Annotated in this window: 11 protein-coding genes, 2 pseudogenes and 1 riboswitch; all 13 genes and pseudogenes read right to left on the bottom strand. The window is 39.7% G+C overall.

Annotated elements, in window-relative coordinates; all coding sequences use genetic code 11:
* Positions 1-255 precede the first annotated feature (255 nt).
* The 13 genes and pseudogenes from AC4E8B_RS20380 to sufB all read right to left on the bottom strand — a co-directional run bounded on the left by AC4E8B_RS20380 (position 256) and on the right by sufB (position 16,732).
* A complete protein-coding gene (locus AC4E8B_RS20380) occupies positions 256-1,830 on the bottom strand; it encodes a Na+/H+ antiporter NhaC family protein (RefSeq protein ID WP_490215204.1) in 1,575 nt (524 codons plus the stop codon).
* Between the two features lie 144 nt (positions 1,831-1,974).
* A riboswitch (Lysine riboswitch) is annotated at positions 1,975-2,179 on the bottom strand.
* A gap of 66 nt (positions 2,180-2,245) precedes the next feature.
* Complete coding sequence (gene yunB / locus AC4E8B_RS20385; RefSeq protein WP_490215205.1) at positions 2,246-2,995, bottom strand: sporulation protein YunB; 750 nt, start codon at positions 2,993-2,995, stop codon at positions 2,246-2,248.
* Positions 2,996-3,055: 60 nt separating this feature from the next.
* The gene (locus tag AC4E8B_RS20390; RefSeq protein WP_490215206.1) at positions 3,056-4,162 is read right to left on the bottom strand and encodes an HD-GYP domain-containing protein; all 1,107 of its coding nucleotides are present in this window, start codon (positions 4,160-4,162) and stop codon (positions 3,056-3,058) included.
* A 190-nt stretch (positions 4,163-4,352) separates the two neighbouring features.
* Positions 4,353-4,655: a YunC family protein gene (locus AC4E8B_RS20395; RefSeq protein ID WP_490215208.1), complete on the bottom strand. Its 303-nt coding sequence runs from the start codon at positions 4,653-4,655 to the stop codon at positions 4,353-4,355.
* Between the two features lie 63 nt (positions 4,656-4,718).
* The gene (locus tag AC4E8B_RS20400; protein ID WP_490215209.1) at positions 4,719-6,071 is read right to left on the bottom strand and encodes a bifunctional metallophosphatase/5'-nucleotidase; all 1,353 of its coding nucleotides are present in this window, start codon (positions 6,069-6,071) and stop codon (positions 4,719-4,721) included.
* Positions 6,072-6,158: 87 nt separating this feature from the next.
* Positions 6,159-6,494, bottom strand: a pseudogene (locus tag AC4E8B_RS20405) (DUF72 domain-containing protein); the annotation flags it as partial.
* Positions 6,495-6,649: 155 nt separating this feature from the next.
* Positions 6,650-7,636, bottom strand: coding sequence for a DUF5677 domain-containing protein (locus AC4E8B_RS20410; protein ID WP_490215211.1), 987 nt, complete (start codon positions 7,634-7,636; stop codon positions 6,650-6,652).
* Positions 7,637-7,683: 47 nt separating this feature from the next.
* Entirely contained in the window at positions 7,684-8,442 is a 759-nt protein-coding gene (locus tag AC4E8B_RS20415; RefSeq protein ID WP_490215212.1) for a hypothetical protein, read from the bottom strand.
* On the bottom strand, positions 8,420-10,165 hold the full coding sequence (locus AC4E8B_RS20420; protein ID WP_490215214.1) for a hypothetical protein: 1,746 nt from the start codon (positions 10,163-10,165) through the stop codon (positions 8,420-8,422). The genes AC4E8B_RS20415 and AC4E8B_RS20420 overlap by 23 nt, the downstream gene beginning before the upstream one ends.
* Before the next feature lie 10 nt (positions 10,166-10,175).
* The gene (locus AC4E8B_RS20425; protein WP_490215215.1) at positions 10,176-12,872 is read right to left on the bottom strand and encodes a hypothetical protein; all 2,697 of its coding nucleotides are present in this window, start codon (positions 12,870-12,872) and stop codon (positions 10,176-10,178) included.
* The gene (locus tag AC4E8B_RS20430) at positions 12,873-14,186 is read right to left on the bottom strand and encodes a hypothetical protein (RefSeq protein WP_490215216.1); all 1,314 of its coding nucleotides are present in this window, start codon (positions 14,184-14,186) and stop codon (positions 12,873-12,875) included.
* Positions 14,187-14,415: 229 nt separating this feature from the next.
* Positions 14,416-14,928, bottom strand: a pseudogene (locus AC4E8B_RS20435) (DUF72 domain-containing protein); the annotation flags it as partial.
* Between the two features lie 406 nt (positions 14,929-15,334).
* Positions 15,335-16,732 (bottom strand): Fe-S cluster assembly protein SufB, encoded by a 1,398-nt coding sequence (sufB, locus tag AC4E8B_RS20440; protein ID WP_490215218.1) that lies wholly within the window; start codon positions 16,730-16,732, stop codon positions 15,335-15,337.
* Positions 16,733-16,780: the final 48 nt, after the last annotated feature.

A 16,780-nucleotide genomic window follows, 5' to 3' on the forward strand; every position in this document is an offset into this window, starting at 1 on the left:
TGATTTTTTAGTATAATCTAAACATAGTATAGCCACATTTTCCTGTGGTGTCAAAGCTTTATTTTCAGAAAATTATTATTTTTAAATAATAACTCCCAAGCCCCTAAATGCCCATCCACCTCCTTAATATACTAATATTCCCCTGCTGGATAGACTATCCATGAAATTCAGCAATTTCATATAAATCGTTCTTCATATTACACTTCCAAATTCAAAATAAAAAAGAGGCTCCCTAGTGCGGGATGCCTCTCAATGTCAATCTGTCAATTCAGCAGATGCTCCCTGCCCGCGCCCCGCAATGAAGGCAAAGGCAGTTAAAAGGACTGCGACAGAAATTAAAGCAAAAATGGTGCTTCCTGTAAATCCGATCACCAGGTAACCCACAGCTGCGATCAGCGCTGAGATGAGTGCATACGGCAGCTGTGTCAGCACATGATCGATATGGTTGCAGCCGGCCCCTGTGGATGAAAGGATCGTTGTATCTGAAATAGGGGAACAGTGGTCCCCGAACACCGCTCCGGCCAATACGGCTGCCATTGCAGGCAGAAGCAGCGAAATGTCGGTCGCTGCCACGACATCGCCTGCAATCGGAAGCAGGATCCCGAAGGAGCCCCAAGATGTCCCTGTACTGAATGCCATGATCCCTGCAATCACAAACAATATGATTGGCAGCAGAGAAAGGCTGATATTGCTGTTTTCCACGACACCTGCAAGATAGGTCCCGGTTTCCAGCTGGCCGATCAGGTCGACGATCGCCCATGCAAAGATCAGGATATAGACGGCAGGAAGCATGGATTTGATCCCTTCCCAGATCCCTTTTCCGAAAACGCCTGCACTTACGCCCTTCAGGACGACAGCCTGGCGAAGGAAAAGAAGCAGTGTTGCAGAAAGCCCGATAAGGCTTCCGATGATAAGGGATTTCGCTACATCGGTATTTTCAAAGATCTTCAGGATCGTTGCGCTTCCCTCTGCTGCTGTGTATCCAGTCCAGATCATAGCTCCGACGGTTCCAATGATCAATGCAATGATCGGCCAGACAAGATCGCCGACTGACCCGGTCGTGCTTGTTGGAAGATCATCTTTCAGTTCTCCAGGGGCAGGCTTTTCAGGATCCAGAACCAGTCCTTCTTTTACAGCCCGCTCTTCATGGGCTTTCATCGGCCCTATCTGTATATTCCTCAATGCCACGATGAATACCATTGCAAGAGCTGTCCATACATAAAGGTTCATCGGCACCATCTGCATGAAAGCTGAGAATGCCGAGTACTCTGTTACCCCATGGCCGGCAAGAATCGTTCCGATAAGGGCAATGATATAGGCGCCCCAGCTCGAAACAGGGGAAACGACACATACGGGGGCAGATGTAGAGTCGATCAGATACGCAAGCTTTGCCCTTGAAACTTTATGGCGGTCCGTTATCGGCCTTGAAATCTGGCCGACCGCCAGTGCATTGAAATAATCATCTATGAAAATAATGATGCCAAGCACTGCACCGACAAGCTGGGCGCCGGCCCGGGTTTTCACCCGTTTCATCGCCCATTCCCCGAAAGCGCGGCTGCCGCCGGAGATATTGATAAAAGCTGTAATGACACCAAGGACCAATAAAAATAAAATAATATATACATTCCAAGTATTCAGTGCGCCATCAGCCACAAAAATTCCCTTGACGGCTTCCCAGATGATGCTCAGTGTTTTCCCGATGCCAAAGTCGGCAAGCAGGAAGGCAGCGGTTATGATCCCGACACCTAAAGATAATAATACCTTTCTTGTCAGAACGACCATTAAAATGGCCACAAGCGGCGGCAAAAGTGAAAATATCGTGTTTGCCAATTTCTTTCCTCCTCCTTGTATGATGACAGGGGGGAACTTCCAGACGAAGATGCAGTCACAGCTCTGTACTGCTGCAGATAATAAAAAAGAGCAATGATAGAAAAACTCCATCATTACTCTTTCTAAGTAATAGGTTTCTCCATCACGATCTGTAGCTCCCCATTATAAAGCTTATCAAAGCATATACCTGCTTTGCCTTTATAATGACAGTGCTGCCCTTCTTCAAAGCAGCCCCAGCAATGGAATGCGGACACATTTCAATTGCTTCGGCAAATATTCCCTTTCTGATGCGGTCAAAGTTGTCATCCTCGCACATCTTACTATTGAATTTTGCACCTCTACCCCACCGGATATGATAAGGTCATATTAATTTCTTTAAATACTATAACAGGCGCCCTTCTTTTTAGCAAATCCATTAATTAGCAGGCAGTTCAATGGAAGGGGCAGAATCTCCGCCGCCCCCGTTATAGAATTGGGGCACATCTCCCGGAATGACTCCCATGGCCACTGGTACGTCCTCCTGAACATGTATAACCTTTGTGGCAAAAGGTATGATGATCTGGACCTGGACATCCAGGCGGACAAACACTTCCACTAATACATTATTGATTCCATGGTCTTCGCTTTTTCTGATCACATTTGATGTAACAGAACCTACGGAGTTGAATTTCACTGGAATTCTGGGTCCGAGATTCCCCAGCAGGGCATTATTGGTTGCCTGGCCCAATGGGACATAATAAATGATCCCATCCTGCTTTTTTGATCCTTTTGTTTCAATCTCTATATCCGTGAATGATTCCAGTGAGGAGAGGTCACCCTGTTCGGCCTTTTTTATATTGTCCTGAACAAGTTCCGTCACCTCTGCCTTCACACGGTTAAGCTTCTCGGTATTGATGGTTATGACAGAACCATCGCCGCTTTTAACAAACATGTCCTCGAGGTCCATTACATTGGTGATTTTTTTATTGATGGCATTGTTAATGACAAGCGATGCGATTTTCCTCGTCTGAGAGTCAGCGTAGCTCATCAGGGTCGGTTCAAGCCCTTTATTGATGATCCATATTCCGGCTGCGGTCGAGAACATGAAAAACACAAAAGTCAGCAAAAAGACATAACGGAAAGGAAGCGGGCCTTTCCTTGGGAGCCGGCCGCCGAATTTAGCCAAAGCAAATCCCCCCTTTACAAGCTATATGTATGCTGTAAAGGAGTGAACTAGCAGAAAAAGTTAGATTTTATTTGCTGCTGCCGGCATCCGCATTTCACACCCGGTGATTATTACGGTAAGTTCTTTTGCCAGATCAATCTCGAAAGGTTCAACGGGGAGCCCCTTTTCTTCCAGGATGCGTACGACGGGCCTGTCGGAAACTCCTTTATTCTGACGGATCACAATTCCCGTCCTGCCGTCATTCAAATGAACCATCATCCCGGAAGGATAGACCGCGACAGAGCGCCGGAACGCTTCCACCACCGCTGTATCAAATTGTTTACCTGAGCCTGCATACAATATTTCGAGCCCCTCATGAGGCAGCATGGCCCCCCTGTATACACGGTTGGAGGTAACAGCATCGAATACATCAGCGACGGCAATGATCTTGGCAAACAGATGGATCTCATCTTCAACCAGCCGCCTTGGGTAGCCGCTTCCGTTCAGCCTCTCATGATGCTGATAGGCGCAATGGGCTGCAAGCAGAGGCAATGTATGTACCTTGCGCAGAATTTCAAAACCGGCTTCTGCATGCTTTTGAATTTCTGAGAATTCTTCTTCTGTCAGTTTTCCGCTCTTAAAAAGAATTTCAGCCGGCACTTTCATTTTGCCGACATCATGGAGAATAGCCCCGATCCCCAGCATATCCAGCTCCTGCGGCTTTAGCTTCAGCTCTATGCCGATTGCCAGGGAATAGAGAGTCACATTCAAAGAATGGGAGAAAATATAACTGTCATATGTGCAAACGTCCGCCAATATGCCAAACAGATCTTTATTATCTTTAATCTGCTGCACCAGATCCCTGATGATCTGTTTAAAGCTTTTTGACGATTTCTCAATAATGATCGAGTCTGAAAGCTTGTTCCCTTTCTTTAGCTGGGTGAACGCTGCCTCGATGGCAGATACCGCTTTCCTTTTCATGGCCGCATCGATCGAGCTGCCGGACTCGATATCATCCGTTCTCGGGTCCTTCACATATATATAGGTGACACCGAGGTCCGCGAGCCTTGCAAGCAGCTTTTCCGTAAGCGCCACTCCGTCGCTGACGAGCACGATTCCTTTGTCGCTTACAATTTCTTTTGCAAGAATGCTCCCCGGATGTATAGATGAGGTAGCTACTAATCTCATATAAAGGCTCCAATCATTTCGGTCTCAGTCTCAGTTTACGTCCTTCATCCTACCCATATTATAGTAGAAAATTCTACAAAATACGACTGATAATGGTATTCCTTTACATGAAGGAATGTCTTTGGGCCTCTATTTAGAGTGAATTATTCCTGCAGGACAAAGAAAGAGCCGCCTGCGGCGGCTCGCTTTTCTACAGCATTTTCAGCAGGGCGACCTTGCCGGTCATGCCTTTATGGATTCCAAGTTCTTCAGCCTCAAAAGTGACCGATTCGAGCGGTGCCTCCAGGAGCTGCTCGATCGTGCGGACGCCAACAGCCCTACCGGCAATCACTTTCCGGTCCTTCAGCTTTTCATTGAGCAGGGCGACGTCCAGCGCTCCACACATAATATAGCCCTTATCGCTCGATACAGCGAGCAGGGTCGTTTTCGGCAGCTGAACGGATACGCTTAAAAAGGTATGGCCGTCGATGATGACAGGCGACAGTTCCATCATAAGTATCCACTCCTTTCGCTTCTTAACAGATTATGTAAGCGCAAGGAAAAGGGTGCCGGGATATTATTGAAGCTGCTGCAGCTTCCATTCCAGCAGATGCCGCAGGAAATCGGGAAAGAAATATTCCTTTTCGGCTGCCCTGCTGATTTCAGGGAAAAAGGGACCGAATGTAAACATGTCCGGGATGGCGAGGGAATAGGTTTTCTTTTTGTCCAGCTTCTGCCCGCCAATCTGTAACCCGCCTGATGAATCCATTATAATGCCGGTGCTGATCATCTTTCCCATCAAGGTCCCGCGGAAACCAAGCCCTTTAACCTGAAGCTGCTCCCACTCATCACTTTCTGCATGAAGTAACACTTCCTTCAGCTCAGCCCCAGTCAGCATGACTTTGCATGGATTAATCGGATGAGGGCAGATTCTGTGGAGATCATATTTGGTCGCTTCGTCCTTCTCCAGCCCTTCGAGGATCAAGCCTTCATTAAGAAGGGCAGCATCTGCTAAGCACTTCTCCTGCAGTGCTTCACACAGCAGGGCGGCCATCTGCTTTTTGCCGATCCCTCCGTTTGGGAGTGCCGCTGCCGGTACATCGAGCAGGCTTTTTCCCTTCCGGTAGAGCTCTTCGATGATATGCTCCTCATCAGCAGCTGGGGGCAGTTCATTTGTATCATACAGCTGAGCCTTTTTGCCGGTGACTGTATTCATTTCCATGTCGATCTCCAGCATAACATGCCCGGCATAAAACCCGTGCTTACCGGCGGCTGCCAGCAAGCAATCTTCCACCATTTTCCCTTCATGCAGAATATGATGGGTATGGCCGCCAAGAATCACATCTGCTTCCGGAAATTCAGCCGCCAGCCTTTCATCATCATGAATGCCCAGATGTGACAGGATGACGATAACATCGGCCTGTTCCCTTACCTCAGGAAATACCTTTCTAAGCTCTTCGAAAGGATCTGTCAGCTTCCAGCCGAGCAGTTCATAAAAATGTTCATAGTCTGCTGTAACACCGACAGCGGCCAGCTTCAGGCCGCTGTCAGTCTCATAGATGGCATATGGCTTGGCCCAGGGCGGCCTATGGCCATCCTGGTAAAAAAGATTCGCTGTCAGGACATCAAAAGCAGCTTTTTCATAAAGGCTGTCCAACTCCCCAAAAGGAAGGGTGATTCCCTCATTATTGCCGATGGCAGCAGCAGTGCAGCCTGCTTCATTGAGCAGGTCTGTATTGCACTTCCCACCGGTAGCTTCTGTCAGCGGATGCCAGCGGTCGACATGGTCGCCAATATCGAAAAAAAAGGAATCCTCCCCTGCTTCTTTGTGCCATCTGCGCCTTTCTGTCAGGAGGCGATGAATCCTCGGCCATTTGCTGAAATGGCTGTGCAAATCATTTGTATGGTAAATATGGATAACTTCTTTCAAACATGAAACCTTCTTTCCTTTTTCCATCAGACCAATGCAGGGCCGGCCAGCAGACCGGTCATCGCGATGGCGGCGTCCTTCTTCATTTTAAAATAGGTCAAGCTGCCGGGGTGCCAGGCCTGTATACTCAATCCCCATCATATCGACCAGCTGGAGGGCATTATCTGCCGCATCCCCGCCTGAATTATTATTGAAAACAGCATATACCTTCTTTGTGCTTTTTTCCAGTTCCCGGAGCGCCGGGGCCCAGCCGGAAAGCTCTTCTTCATTATAGCGGTAGAGGTATCTCACTTCCCGCCAGTTCTCCGCATTCCTTTTCTGCCAGCCATGCACATTCCTTCCATGGAAACGGACAAGCACCTTTTCCGGATGTGTGCTTTCCAGGACTGTTGGGACGGACCCCTCGCCGGACTGGGGTTCATCACGTTGGATTCGATAAATTATTGTTTAAAATTACATAAAAACTAATTTATCATAGTTTGGAATGAATTTACCCCAACATAGATTGTGTGAAATAAAAATTTGAGTTGTAATATTGGATAATTAACCATAATCAAGAGTGAAATATACATATTCACCTATAAATTTCTTAATTCAATTTCCTTTTTCTTTACTAACGACTCCAACTTTATCCAACTTTCTTTTAAAGCGGATAAATCGTCTTGAACAAACATTACTTCATGTTCTAAGTCGCTCTCTTCTTTTGGAATATCCACACCAGTCAGGTTTTTAATTAAGTTCAATGTAAAATCTACGTTTGATTTAAATCTCCCTGTTACTAAATCCATTGATACAAATACAAAGAACTCTTCATTGAATTTTTTTATTTGTTCTTTATAGATATCTAATTCTGAACTATATTTAACTATGATTAGATAAAAACAGTAAAGCGTAATATCTATTGTACTGCTAACAGTACCCTTATCGAAATTATAATCAGTATCATCTGTATCGTAATAGAGCTCGTTATTTAATTTATATAAATAAAAATTCTCAATACTCATATTACTATGAACAAATTTAGATAAAGCACCGTATGTCTTCTTGTATAAAACTAACATCCCTGCCTTTTCTGCCATTTGCTCCACATTTGGGGTATTTTCAAATTTGCCATTAATTTGGTCATTGTGAATAGCTTTACAATCTGCGATTATCTTATACCGTACATCCCATAGGGATGATTGAGAAACATGTTTAATATTATGAGAATTAATTAATGAATGAAGCACTTTAGCTTGTTCAATGCTTTTCTCACGTAGGTAGTTATCAAACGTATTTGTTATAGACAGATATTCTATCCTAATTAGTATCTCTGCTATTTTTCGAGTTAGAAGGAACGCATCATTAAAATGATTATTTTCTAATAATGTAATAAAAGAATTAAAACTCCTATAAGCATTTATTAACAACAGGTTTAGTACACGAACCTTCGAGACTTTCTCTTCATATTTCATCATCTTTACCATTTCGGAACTTAGTTTATGTAACTCGTTCAAAACTTTGGTTTTATATTCTGGATTATTCAAAACCCCAACAATTGATTGAGAAATTTCTTCTTTATCCATTTACTCTCTCTCCTTATTTTCTTTATCCTGTACCCTTGAGGAAGATGTTACTCGTTTTCTTTATATTGCTCTGTTATTTCCTGAAATCTATTTTTCTTAATTGGGGTAACTACATTTGTACTTTTTACCTTCGGCAATACCTCGTTATTGGTGATATTAGTAATATACTCACTAAACTTGTCATAACCAACTTCTGGAGAAGAAAATGCCGTTTCAAAAAAGTAATTTACGATAGGATGTCTTGACTTTCCTGTAGTAACTAAATTGATTAAGGGAACTTCCGATTTATGACTTGCATTGAACCATGAAAATAAAATCATTTGCTGTTGTTCTACTAATTCTTTTAACTCCTTGATTGTGTCCTTGTGAGTAATTATTTCTTGTTTTAAATCTTCGATTTGAGACAAGTGCTTATTTGAATCCTTTGCTTTTTTTTCATTTAGTTTTAATGCCTGAATTAGTCTTTTTCTGTCAGACGGTTTACCTGTAAAATACTTATTAACACAGTCTTCCGTATCTACATAGGTATCAGTTACCGTAGCCTTTTTATTTGTGATTGTCGTTTCATAAGCCTTATTTGCTTTATCAATCGCTTGTTTTCCTTGACGTTCATTCCTTCTCCAAAATTCATCGCTTAATTTATACGGTATTTCTCCGTTCTCGTATAGCTTTTTAGCGAAGCGATACACTTCTGAATACTTTATCCACCCTGTAAGTTTCTCTTCTTGAGTAAAACGGTAGACTATATTATCAATTTCTTCGACAGGAAATTCTTTACGCTTTCTACCCCTTGTCTCCACTCCCAACAATCCTTTCTTTTACCATCATCAGATTTACATATTTCCTGATTGCGTTATCTACACGCCTTGATTTATTAGTTAGTTCTTTTTGTATCTCTGTGTTATTAAGTGAATAAAATTCATCTTTTCCATAATTGTAAATCCCTTTGTATAAATTTTTAAGGTTTTCAATTACGTTCTCTATTTCAGACTGACTATCATTAAGTTTCTGTGTCAATATATGTTGTTTTTCCATAAACTCTTCCGATGAAATTCTCCACCAATCATTACACTCCCAACAGTCCTCTACTGGGCATATCTGTTCTTTATAGGTACAGTAACCGTCTTTCATTTTCCTTTTAAAATCGGTCAATGGTGGTCTTAATACAAACTTTTCAATAAACGACATACTCATTGAGTGTTCTTGCTTTGATTCCTTATCAGAAATTTTATTACTGTAACTATCTAAATCAAATTTTTGAATTAATTCTAATATCTCAAGGTCTACAGATTTTTCAACATGGTGAAAATAATGACCTTGTGTATATATTGAAACATGTCCCCCAAGCCGAGCGATTTCTGTGGCGTGGTAGCCTTGTCTATGCAAATTTATAAATGCAAGGTGTCTTGTATCACCTGGTCTTAGTTTCCTTGTAATAGAAAATCCCTCAATTTCATTTTCGGAGAAAGTAACTCTATATTCTCCAAAAACTATATAGTCATAAAAGGAATTTAAAAGAAATCTAAAATTATTGATTGTAAATTTGTTAGGATTTAATCGTTTATTAAGATATATATTTTTGGAAAATACTTTTTCATGAACAATGGAAGGTAGAGAACGGTAAGAAATCAAAGTATCTGATTTCCCAAAGCGTTCCGTTAATTTCTGATAGTCCTCAATTTTTCTAAACAAATTTTCTGGAATTTTAATTGTATCTAAAATCTGTATCTTTCTGCTGTTCTGCTTCTGTTTATGTCTCGGTAACTTAATATAAAAGATACCTTCCCTTTGAAAAATACAGTTACGTTCAACAGTGCAATACTCCGATGGTCTCATTGGAATTAATGAGGTTAAGTTCCACCATAACCAAACAGGAAACCATCTCAAATATTCTTGTTCAGATAGTTCCTTTGAAAAATAATCTTGTAAAACCTTAGAAAAAATCAAAATGTCTTTAGACGGGGGAAGTAATCTTCTATGCTCTTTCCAAGATGGTCTTACGGAATGTAACAAAGCTATATACTCGTCATTACCATCGTTAAAACCACTATAATAATCCAAAAAATTTAAGCAACTCGTACAAATAGACCTTTTCATTTTGTCAGAGAAGTGTTTAAATTCATCCACAAATTGTTCTTCATTACCTTCGGTAAGACCTTTAGTTAAAATCAAAAATTGTCTTAGTCCACTATTTACCATTACCTCTATAACGGCTGAACGATATCCTTCATCAATTAATGAAGCAGTCCAGCACTTTACTATATCAATAAATTGTGTAGTATTTATTTGATGATTGAATTGAATAGCTTCTATAATCCTACTAAAATCAATTGATATTTTCTTTGCTTCTAAGATATTTTCCAAGTACCATTTATCTTTTTCAAATTGACAATCACTTAAATGATTTGTATTCATCTCACATTCAAGTATAGCTCTTGATTCGTTTATTGAATTTTCGAGGTCAAAACTCTGCTCGTTATAGTCATGCACTATGTTTAATAATTCATCGATTATATCTACTGTTCCCATGCTATTCCCTTCAATCTATATATTGTATATCTGGTTCTGGTAGTATGTGAAATGTCTCCATAAAGTCAGTCATGTCATCATCAATTAGCATCTCAACAATTTCTGCACCAAATTTTTCTTTTGCTCGGTAAAGGCTTTTATAGTCTTTTAATAATAAATTAAAAAGTTTTGTTTTCTCTCCTTCGGGAATATCGGAATTTCCAATAATGTTCTGATAACGATGAAGCATTCTTTTTATTCTTTTACAAATGGTAGACAATGAATAGAAATGTGGTATCGAAAAGGGACACTTATTACATTCTGTTTGGTTGGCAATACAATTGGCAAAAAGACATTGATACGTTTCTTCTTTTGCAGGAGAAAGTCCTAAATTGATTAAATTTAATTTTTGCTTTAATTCCTCTTTGGGGGTATGCTCTAAATAATCTCCCAACTCTTGTTGTTCTTGCGACAGTTGATTTAAGTATGATGTAGTATCTTCCAATTTAACAACGTCTCCAAGTAACTCTTTTAGTTCCATTGATTGCTGAGTTTGTTCTAATTTATTTTTGGGGGTATCGCTAATCAACAAATTGTTTATCTTAGAATAGATGAAGCCAAAATAACCTGTGTCGAAGAGTTGTTCCGTAATAAAATCTAAATGCTCTTGTGGTATTTGAAAATAAATATTAGTTGTATCACTTGTAGTATGTCCTCTTAAATGCTGTGCCACCTCTATTGGGTCACCCAAGGTAGATTCAACTACAGAACTTGTATAAACTAAAACAGTTCGGTTCATTTTTCTCGATTCAAATTTAAAATCCTGTCGATATCCTTTAAAAAACGAATCATGAATAGTTGAATTAACTTGATTTCTTGAATTATAAAAGTGTATTAAATTTGGTTCGTCATAAAGATGAAGTTGTCTACATCTAAATTCGCATATTAAAATGGCGTAAGCCATTGGTAAAATAAGTTCACTTGAACAATAGAATGTAGCTTTTTCTTTATTCTTGTTATGTTCAAACCATTGTGTTTGATAAAATCTTACAATTTTTTCTGCCTCACTATATGACAATTGCAGATTTTCTAACGATTCAATTGAATTCAGATTCAATTTATCAAAAAGGTCAAAGGGATACCTTGGAAACTCTACAACTGTACCATTTCTCCAGCCGTTGTTCATATGTAGTAATACATACAACCACATAGAATCATATTTCTTATACTCTTTGTTCTTCCATAAATCATTATTTTTCAAAGCGATTCTTACACTTTGTATCGAATATTGCTTATGAATCTCATAATCTTTTACATAAGTATAAACAGCTATGTATTCATCAAGAGGATAAATGTCTTTCTGTTTTTTATCTAAGGTATAATTTTTAGTATTCTTGAAGTTTAATTTGGAGATGTTAAATATCCTTCTCCCTGATTTTTCTTCAAGTCTTTGTCCGATATTATGTAAGAAGGAATATATCTCTTTTTGATAAGTCATTTGTACATGATTGTTAAAAATACTCAAATTAAGTTCCTTCTCAGAAAACTCATGTATTTCTTTCGATATTGTTAATTCAGCCATTAGTTTTGTAGCGAATCTAAATCCTGCTACTCTGGATTTACAAGTTTCCTCATTCCCCCCCATATTACTAAGTCTCCATTTAGCAAACTGGAACCAAAGCTCCTTTGTAATTGGGGCATTATTAGAAAAACGAACATCTTCGATGTCAAGGATTTGAAGTAAAAGTTGGTAATAATTATCTGTCGTTAAACTATTTAGCCTTGATATTTCTTTTTCCTTTTTTAGTTGATTTAAATATCTATCAATACCATCTTTGTTGTATAACGACATCTTGTATTTATATTTTTCAGTTCTAACTATTAAAGGAACCCCATCTGAGACTGCAAATTCTTTTAGAACTTTTTCATATGGGGATACACCACCAATTTCATTGTAAAGCTGAACAATTTCTTCGTATGTATAGGTATTTTCCTTCAATTCATTTAAGGTTTTTAATTGTAAATCTTTTAAAAATTGACAGTCTTTTCTACTCATAAATGTTTGGTTATAGGTGTTTGAAGTTTTTGTTCCTCTAAGGATTTTGATGTTATAAAGTTTAATTATTCCATAGAAGTTATGTTGTAATAATCCTAATTGTTCCATCACCTCTTTTACATTTATTCTATCCTCAATGGCCTCCAGTTCTTTCTTCTTAACATACTGGAATTCGTAATATCTTTTAAAAACAACAATTTCAATTCCTTGATTAATTAGGCGGTCTCTAAAAATTCTAACTTCAGAATATAGCTTATCTTTATTAAAAGCATCGGTTAATGAAATATAATCTTGTAAAAATTTTTCATAACTAAGTTTCTTTATAAAATACTTTTCATTTCTGGTTATCGGAATATCTAAAATTAGTAACTCAATACATGTTTGTTCAACGAATTCCTTAAGTTTACGCAAATTAGGGAGTTTTTCGTAGTTCTTCCCTGTTAATTCAAAAATAAATTCCCCCAATGGCATATAATCGTTTCGTACAGTATCTACTTTATTGATATAACGCTCCAGGGATTGAACCGAAATATATAGATTCCCATCTACTCTCATACCTTCAATTTCGTTACTATCGAGTAATTGCTGAATTTTTTTATAATCACTCCTAATTCCATAATTTTCTAATCCGTACTTTTTATACAAATTGAAAAATGTTTCATAGCTTTCCATTTACAAGCCCCTTATATCTTCGATTTTTGTATATTTTTTTTCTGATTGTATTGTTGCTTTAGCTATTTTTTCAATTGCCACCTCGGTTTTTACCCTAACATTATGCTCTTCTATATAATCCTTAGCGGATTGAATATTTCTATCTCCCCTCATAATCCTCACTTCCTCGGCAGACCATCCTAATAAAAAGACAAGAGTATTAGTAAAAATACCTCTTCCGATATGAGTTGACCAATTTTTTGAAGTTAATAATTGATAAGATTTTTCATCATATGTAAGCAGGTTTTCCAAGAATTTGTTTTTAATCTTTATAAATCGTTCCCAATACGCAATCCCAGAAATCGGTTTTCCTGTATGAATTGAACAAAATAAAGCATGTTCATTTTTTAATTTCCCTTTTTCCTCTAAAAGTTTTAACCGATGCTTATGCCTCTCTAATAACTCTAATACAATGGGAACTTTAAATATTACTTGCATTCTCGGATTCTTAACTTGTTCACCAACCGTCAGTTTCTTTTCTGGAAAGAGTGTCTTCTGATTGTCCTTTATGTTCACAGTAAACTCGCCTGTAGCATTTTGTTTGGGTTCTTTTATGCTACTACGTAATAGATTTACTACTTCTCCTTTTCTCAATCCCCCATAACATTGAAAAGCAATTCCTAATGCAATATCAGGGGCTTCCGCTTCAGCAACTCTTAAAAAACGATTTACAAGGTCTAATCTTCCTTCACCAAAGTCTTTTAATCTCTCTTCGGTAGTTCCATTTTCGTTTCTATTGGGATATTCTGTACCAAGTTCAAAGTTATCAAACGGACTACGAATATAAGTTTCCTTTTTTCCTTTTACGCTTCTAATCTCCTCTCTGTATTGCACCTTCTCATTAATTAGTTTTTGCTCACTTAACCAGAAATACAATTTTGTAAGTATGCGTTCAGCATCACTAACTCTTTTAGGTTGTTTAATTTCTCCTATTCTCACTCTTTGGGTTAGATGTGTTATGTAACTTGCACCATGTACTAATCGTAGAGCAGATATACCGTTATGTTTTAGGTCTATAAACATTTCCTCTTCATCATCTATACTATCTACAATGTATTCCAAAAACTGTTTGACCTCATCTGCATAATTTTTCTGTGATTTAAGAGCTAATGATTTTCTATCATATGTACTTTTAATGAAATTAGATAATGGATGTGGTAAAACCATTCCTGTCGTTTTATTTTCAATACACAAGAATATCTTTTCCTCATCAACTAATTTCCCTTGTCGTATTTCCTTTACATATATTTGTTTTACTACAAATTTATAGTTCACTGTGATTCTCTCCTTACCGCTACCCGCTACGGGACTCTGTCCCCTTAAACTAATAAGCAAATAGTCCTATAACTTTATACATCCTATATTAACCTATTATAGAAATTACATCCACACAAAAAAAGAAACTATTGTGTGAAATAGTCCCTTGTTCAAACTCTTATAAATTAAAGGTTTAACTTATATAAATTATTTTATGTATTAATATCCCCCAGGCATACTAATCCATATCGCAAATGCTGTGAATCCAGTCTTCCTCCTCCATAAACCTTAAGGTCCTGTCCTTCATTTCCGGATAAAACCATGTTTGATTACGGAATTCCAGGGCACATGGGATATCCTCCATCTGCTCCTTGCACCAGCGCAGATAATCAACATTTTCCCTGCGGCAGTCAAACCATGGCGGAAATTGAAACAGCGCCATGCCGAGCTTATCCTTGGCGATATAAGGCTGCAAGGACTCCTTAAATGCGTTAAACATCTCTTCCTTGCTGTCAAAAGGGATCTCACCGCGCTGATGTCCGGTCATCCCCTGATAGGCTTTAACGATGAATTCAAAACCGTCAGGCGTTTCTTCCGTCCATTTATGTGCATTCCTCAGAGGCTGGACAGCATAAAAAGAAGCATCCACCTCAACGGTGGGGAAGTATGCTGCATATTCCTTCAGCTTATCACGCGGGGATATGCCCTTTTTATACAGGCTGTCATGATCACCCCAGCCTGTGAGTCCTATATTGATCATGCTGCCGCCTCCTTCCTGTTCTCTATGTAACGTTCTATTTTCCCTCTTTAACAAATATAAAAACCACGAAGCACTCCTGCCTCCATTATACAAGAACACCTGCCAGGCCGCCTTCAAGGTGCCTTTAAAAGAGGCACAAAAGCGCAAGCGCCTTGATCACCGTTAAGGAACGCAGACCAAGAACGCCACGTCCTGCAGCAACGTCTGCATGACCAGCTTCCTGGGGGCCTCAAGACAAACCTCCCGGAAAGGCGTTCCTTGCCTCTTTGGAGGTTTGGTTTGTGACCTCGGCGCAGCTGCCGGACGTTGATCAAGAAATAATGATTATCCACAAGACTTACATTTTATAAATTCCTTAACAACAAAAAAACCATCCGGAAAAATTCCCGGATGGGCTCAAGCTTGATCAGCCGATGGAACCTTCCATCTCGAACTTGATCAGGCGGTTCATTTCAACTGCATATTCCATTGGAAGTTCTTTTGTAAATGGCTCAATGAAGCCCATGACGATCATTTCTGTCGCTTCTTCTTCAGAGATGCCGCGGCTCATCAGATAGAACAGCTGCTCTTCCGAAACCTTTGATACCTTCGCTTCGTGTTCAAGCGAGATGTTATCATTCAGGATTTCATTGTATGGAATTGTATCAGAAGTAGACTGATTATCCATGATCAGTGTATCGCACTCAATGTTTGAACGCGCGCCTTCCGCTTTGCGGCCGAAGTGCACGATTCCGCGGTATGTTACTTTACCGCCCTGCTTGGAGATTGATTTTGATACGATTGTAGAAGAAGTATTTGGAGCAAGGTGGATCATTTTTGCTCCAGCGTCCTGGTGCTGGCCTTTCCCTGCAAGTGCAATGGAAAGAGTCATGCCGCGGGCGCCTTCTCCTTTTAGGATAACAGCCGGGTATTTCATTGTCAGCTTGGAGCCGATATTTCCGTCGATCCATTCCATTGTGGCATTGGCTTCACATACAGCCCTCTTTGTTACAAGGTTGTATACGTTGTTTGCCCAGTTCTGGATGGTCGTATAACGGCAGTAGGCATCCTTTTTGATGATGATTTCTACAACAGCACTGTGAAGGGAGTTTGTTGTATAAACCGGAGCTGTACATCCTTCAACATAATGGACATGGGCGCCTTCGTCAACGATGATGAGCGTACGCTCGAACTGCCCCATATTCTCTGAATTGATTCGGAAGTAAGCCTGAAGCGGAGTGTCCACCTTTATGCCTTTTGGCACGTAGATGAAGGAACCGCCTGACCATACAGCAGAGTTCAGCGCTGAAAACTTATTGTCGGTCGGAGGGATTACCTTCGCCCAGTGCTCGCGGAAAAGATCTTCGTTTTCCCTTAGAGCAGAGTCTGTATCCTTAAATACAATCCCTTTTGCCTCAAGGTCTTCCTGCATGTTATGGTAAACAACTTCTGATTCGTACTGCGCAGATACACCTGCAAGGTATTTCTGCTCCGCTTCCGGGATGCCAAGCTTATCAAACGTCTGCTTGATTTCTTCTGGCACTTCGTCCCAAGAGCGTTCTGTCTTTTCAGAAGGCTTTACATAATAAGTGATTTCATCAAAGTTTAATGACGCTAAATCTCCGCCCCATTGAGGCATTGGCATGTTGTAGAAATGTTCAAGAGATTTTAAACGGAAGTCAAGCATCCACTGCGGCTCTTCTTTCAGCTTTGAAATTTCCTCTACGATTTCCTTCGTCAAACCACGTTTTGAGCGGAAAATGGAAACGTCTTTATCGGCAAATCCGTACTTGTAATCACCGATTTCAGGCATCTTTTTAGCCATCGTCGTTTTCCTCCATTCAGGGCAGACAGAGCTTTAAGCTCTATACTG

It is taken from the genome of Bacillus sp. SRL543, assembly GCF_984799205.1.

Coding starts and splice junctions, on each gene's coding strand:
- AC4E8B_RS20390 (WP_490215206.1), bottom strand. CDS start 4,162: ATGAGATTAGTAGCTACCTCATCTATACATCCGGGGAGCATTCTTGCA.
- AC4E8B_RS20395 (WP_490215208.1), bottom strand. CDS start 4,655: ATGATGGAACTGTCGCCTGTCATCATCGACGGCCATACCTTTTTAAGC.
- AC4E8B_RS20410 (WP_490215211.1), bottom strand. CDS start 7,636: ATGGATAAAGAAGAAATTTCTCAATCAATTGTTGGGGTTTTGAATAAT.
- AC4E8B_RS20420 (WP_490215214.1), bottom strand. CDS start 10,165: ATGGGAACAGTAGATATAATCGATGAATTATTAAACATAGTGCATGAC.
- AC4E8B_RS20425 (WP_490215215.1), bottom strand. CDS start 12,872: ATGGAAAGCTATGAAACATTTTTCAATTTGTATAAAAAGTACGGATTA.
- sufB (WP_490215218.1), bottom strand. CDS start 16,732: ATGGCTAAAAAGATGCCTGAAATCGGTGATTACAAGTACGGATTTGCC.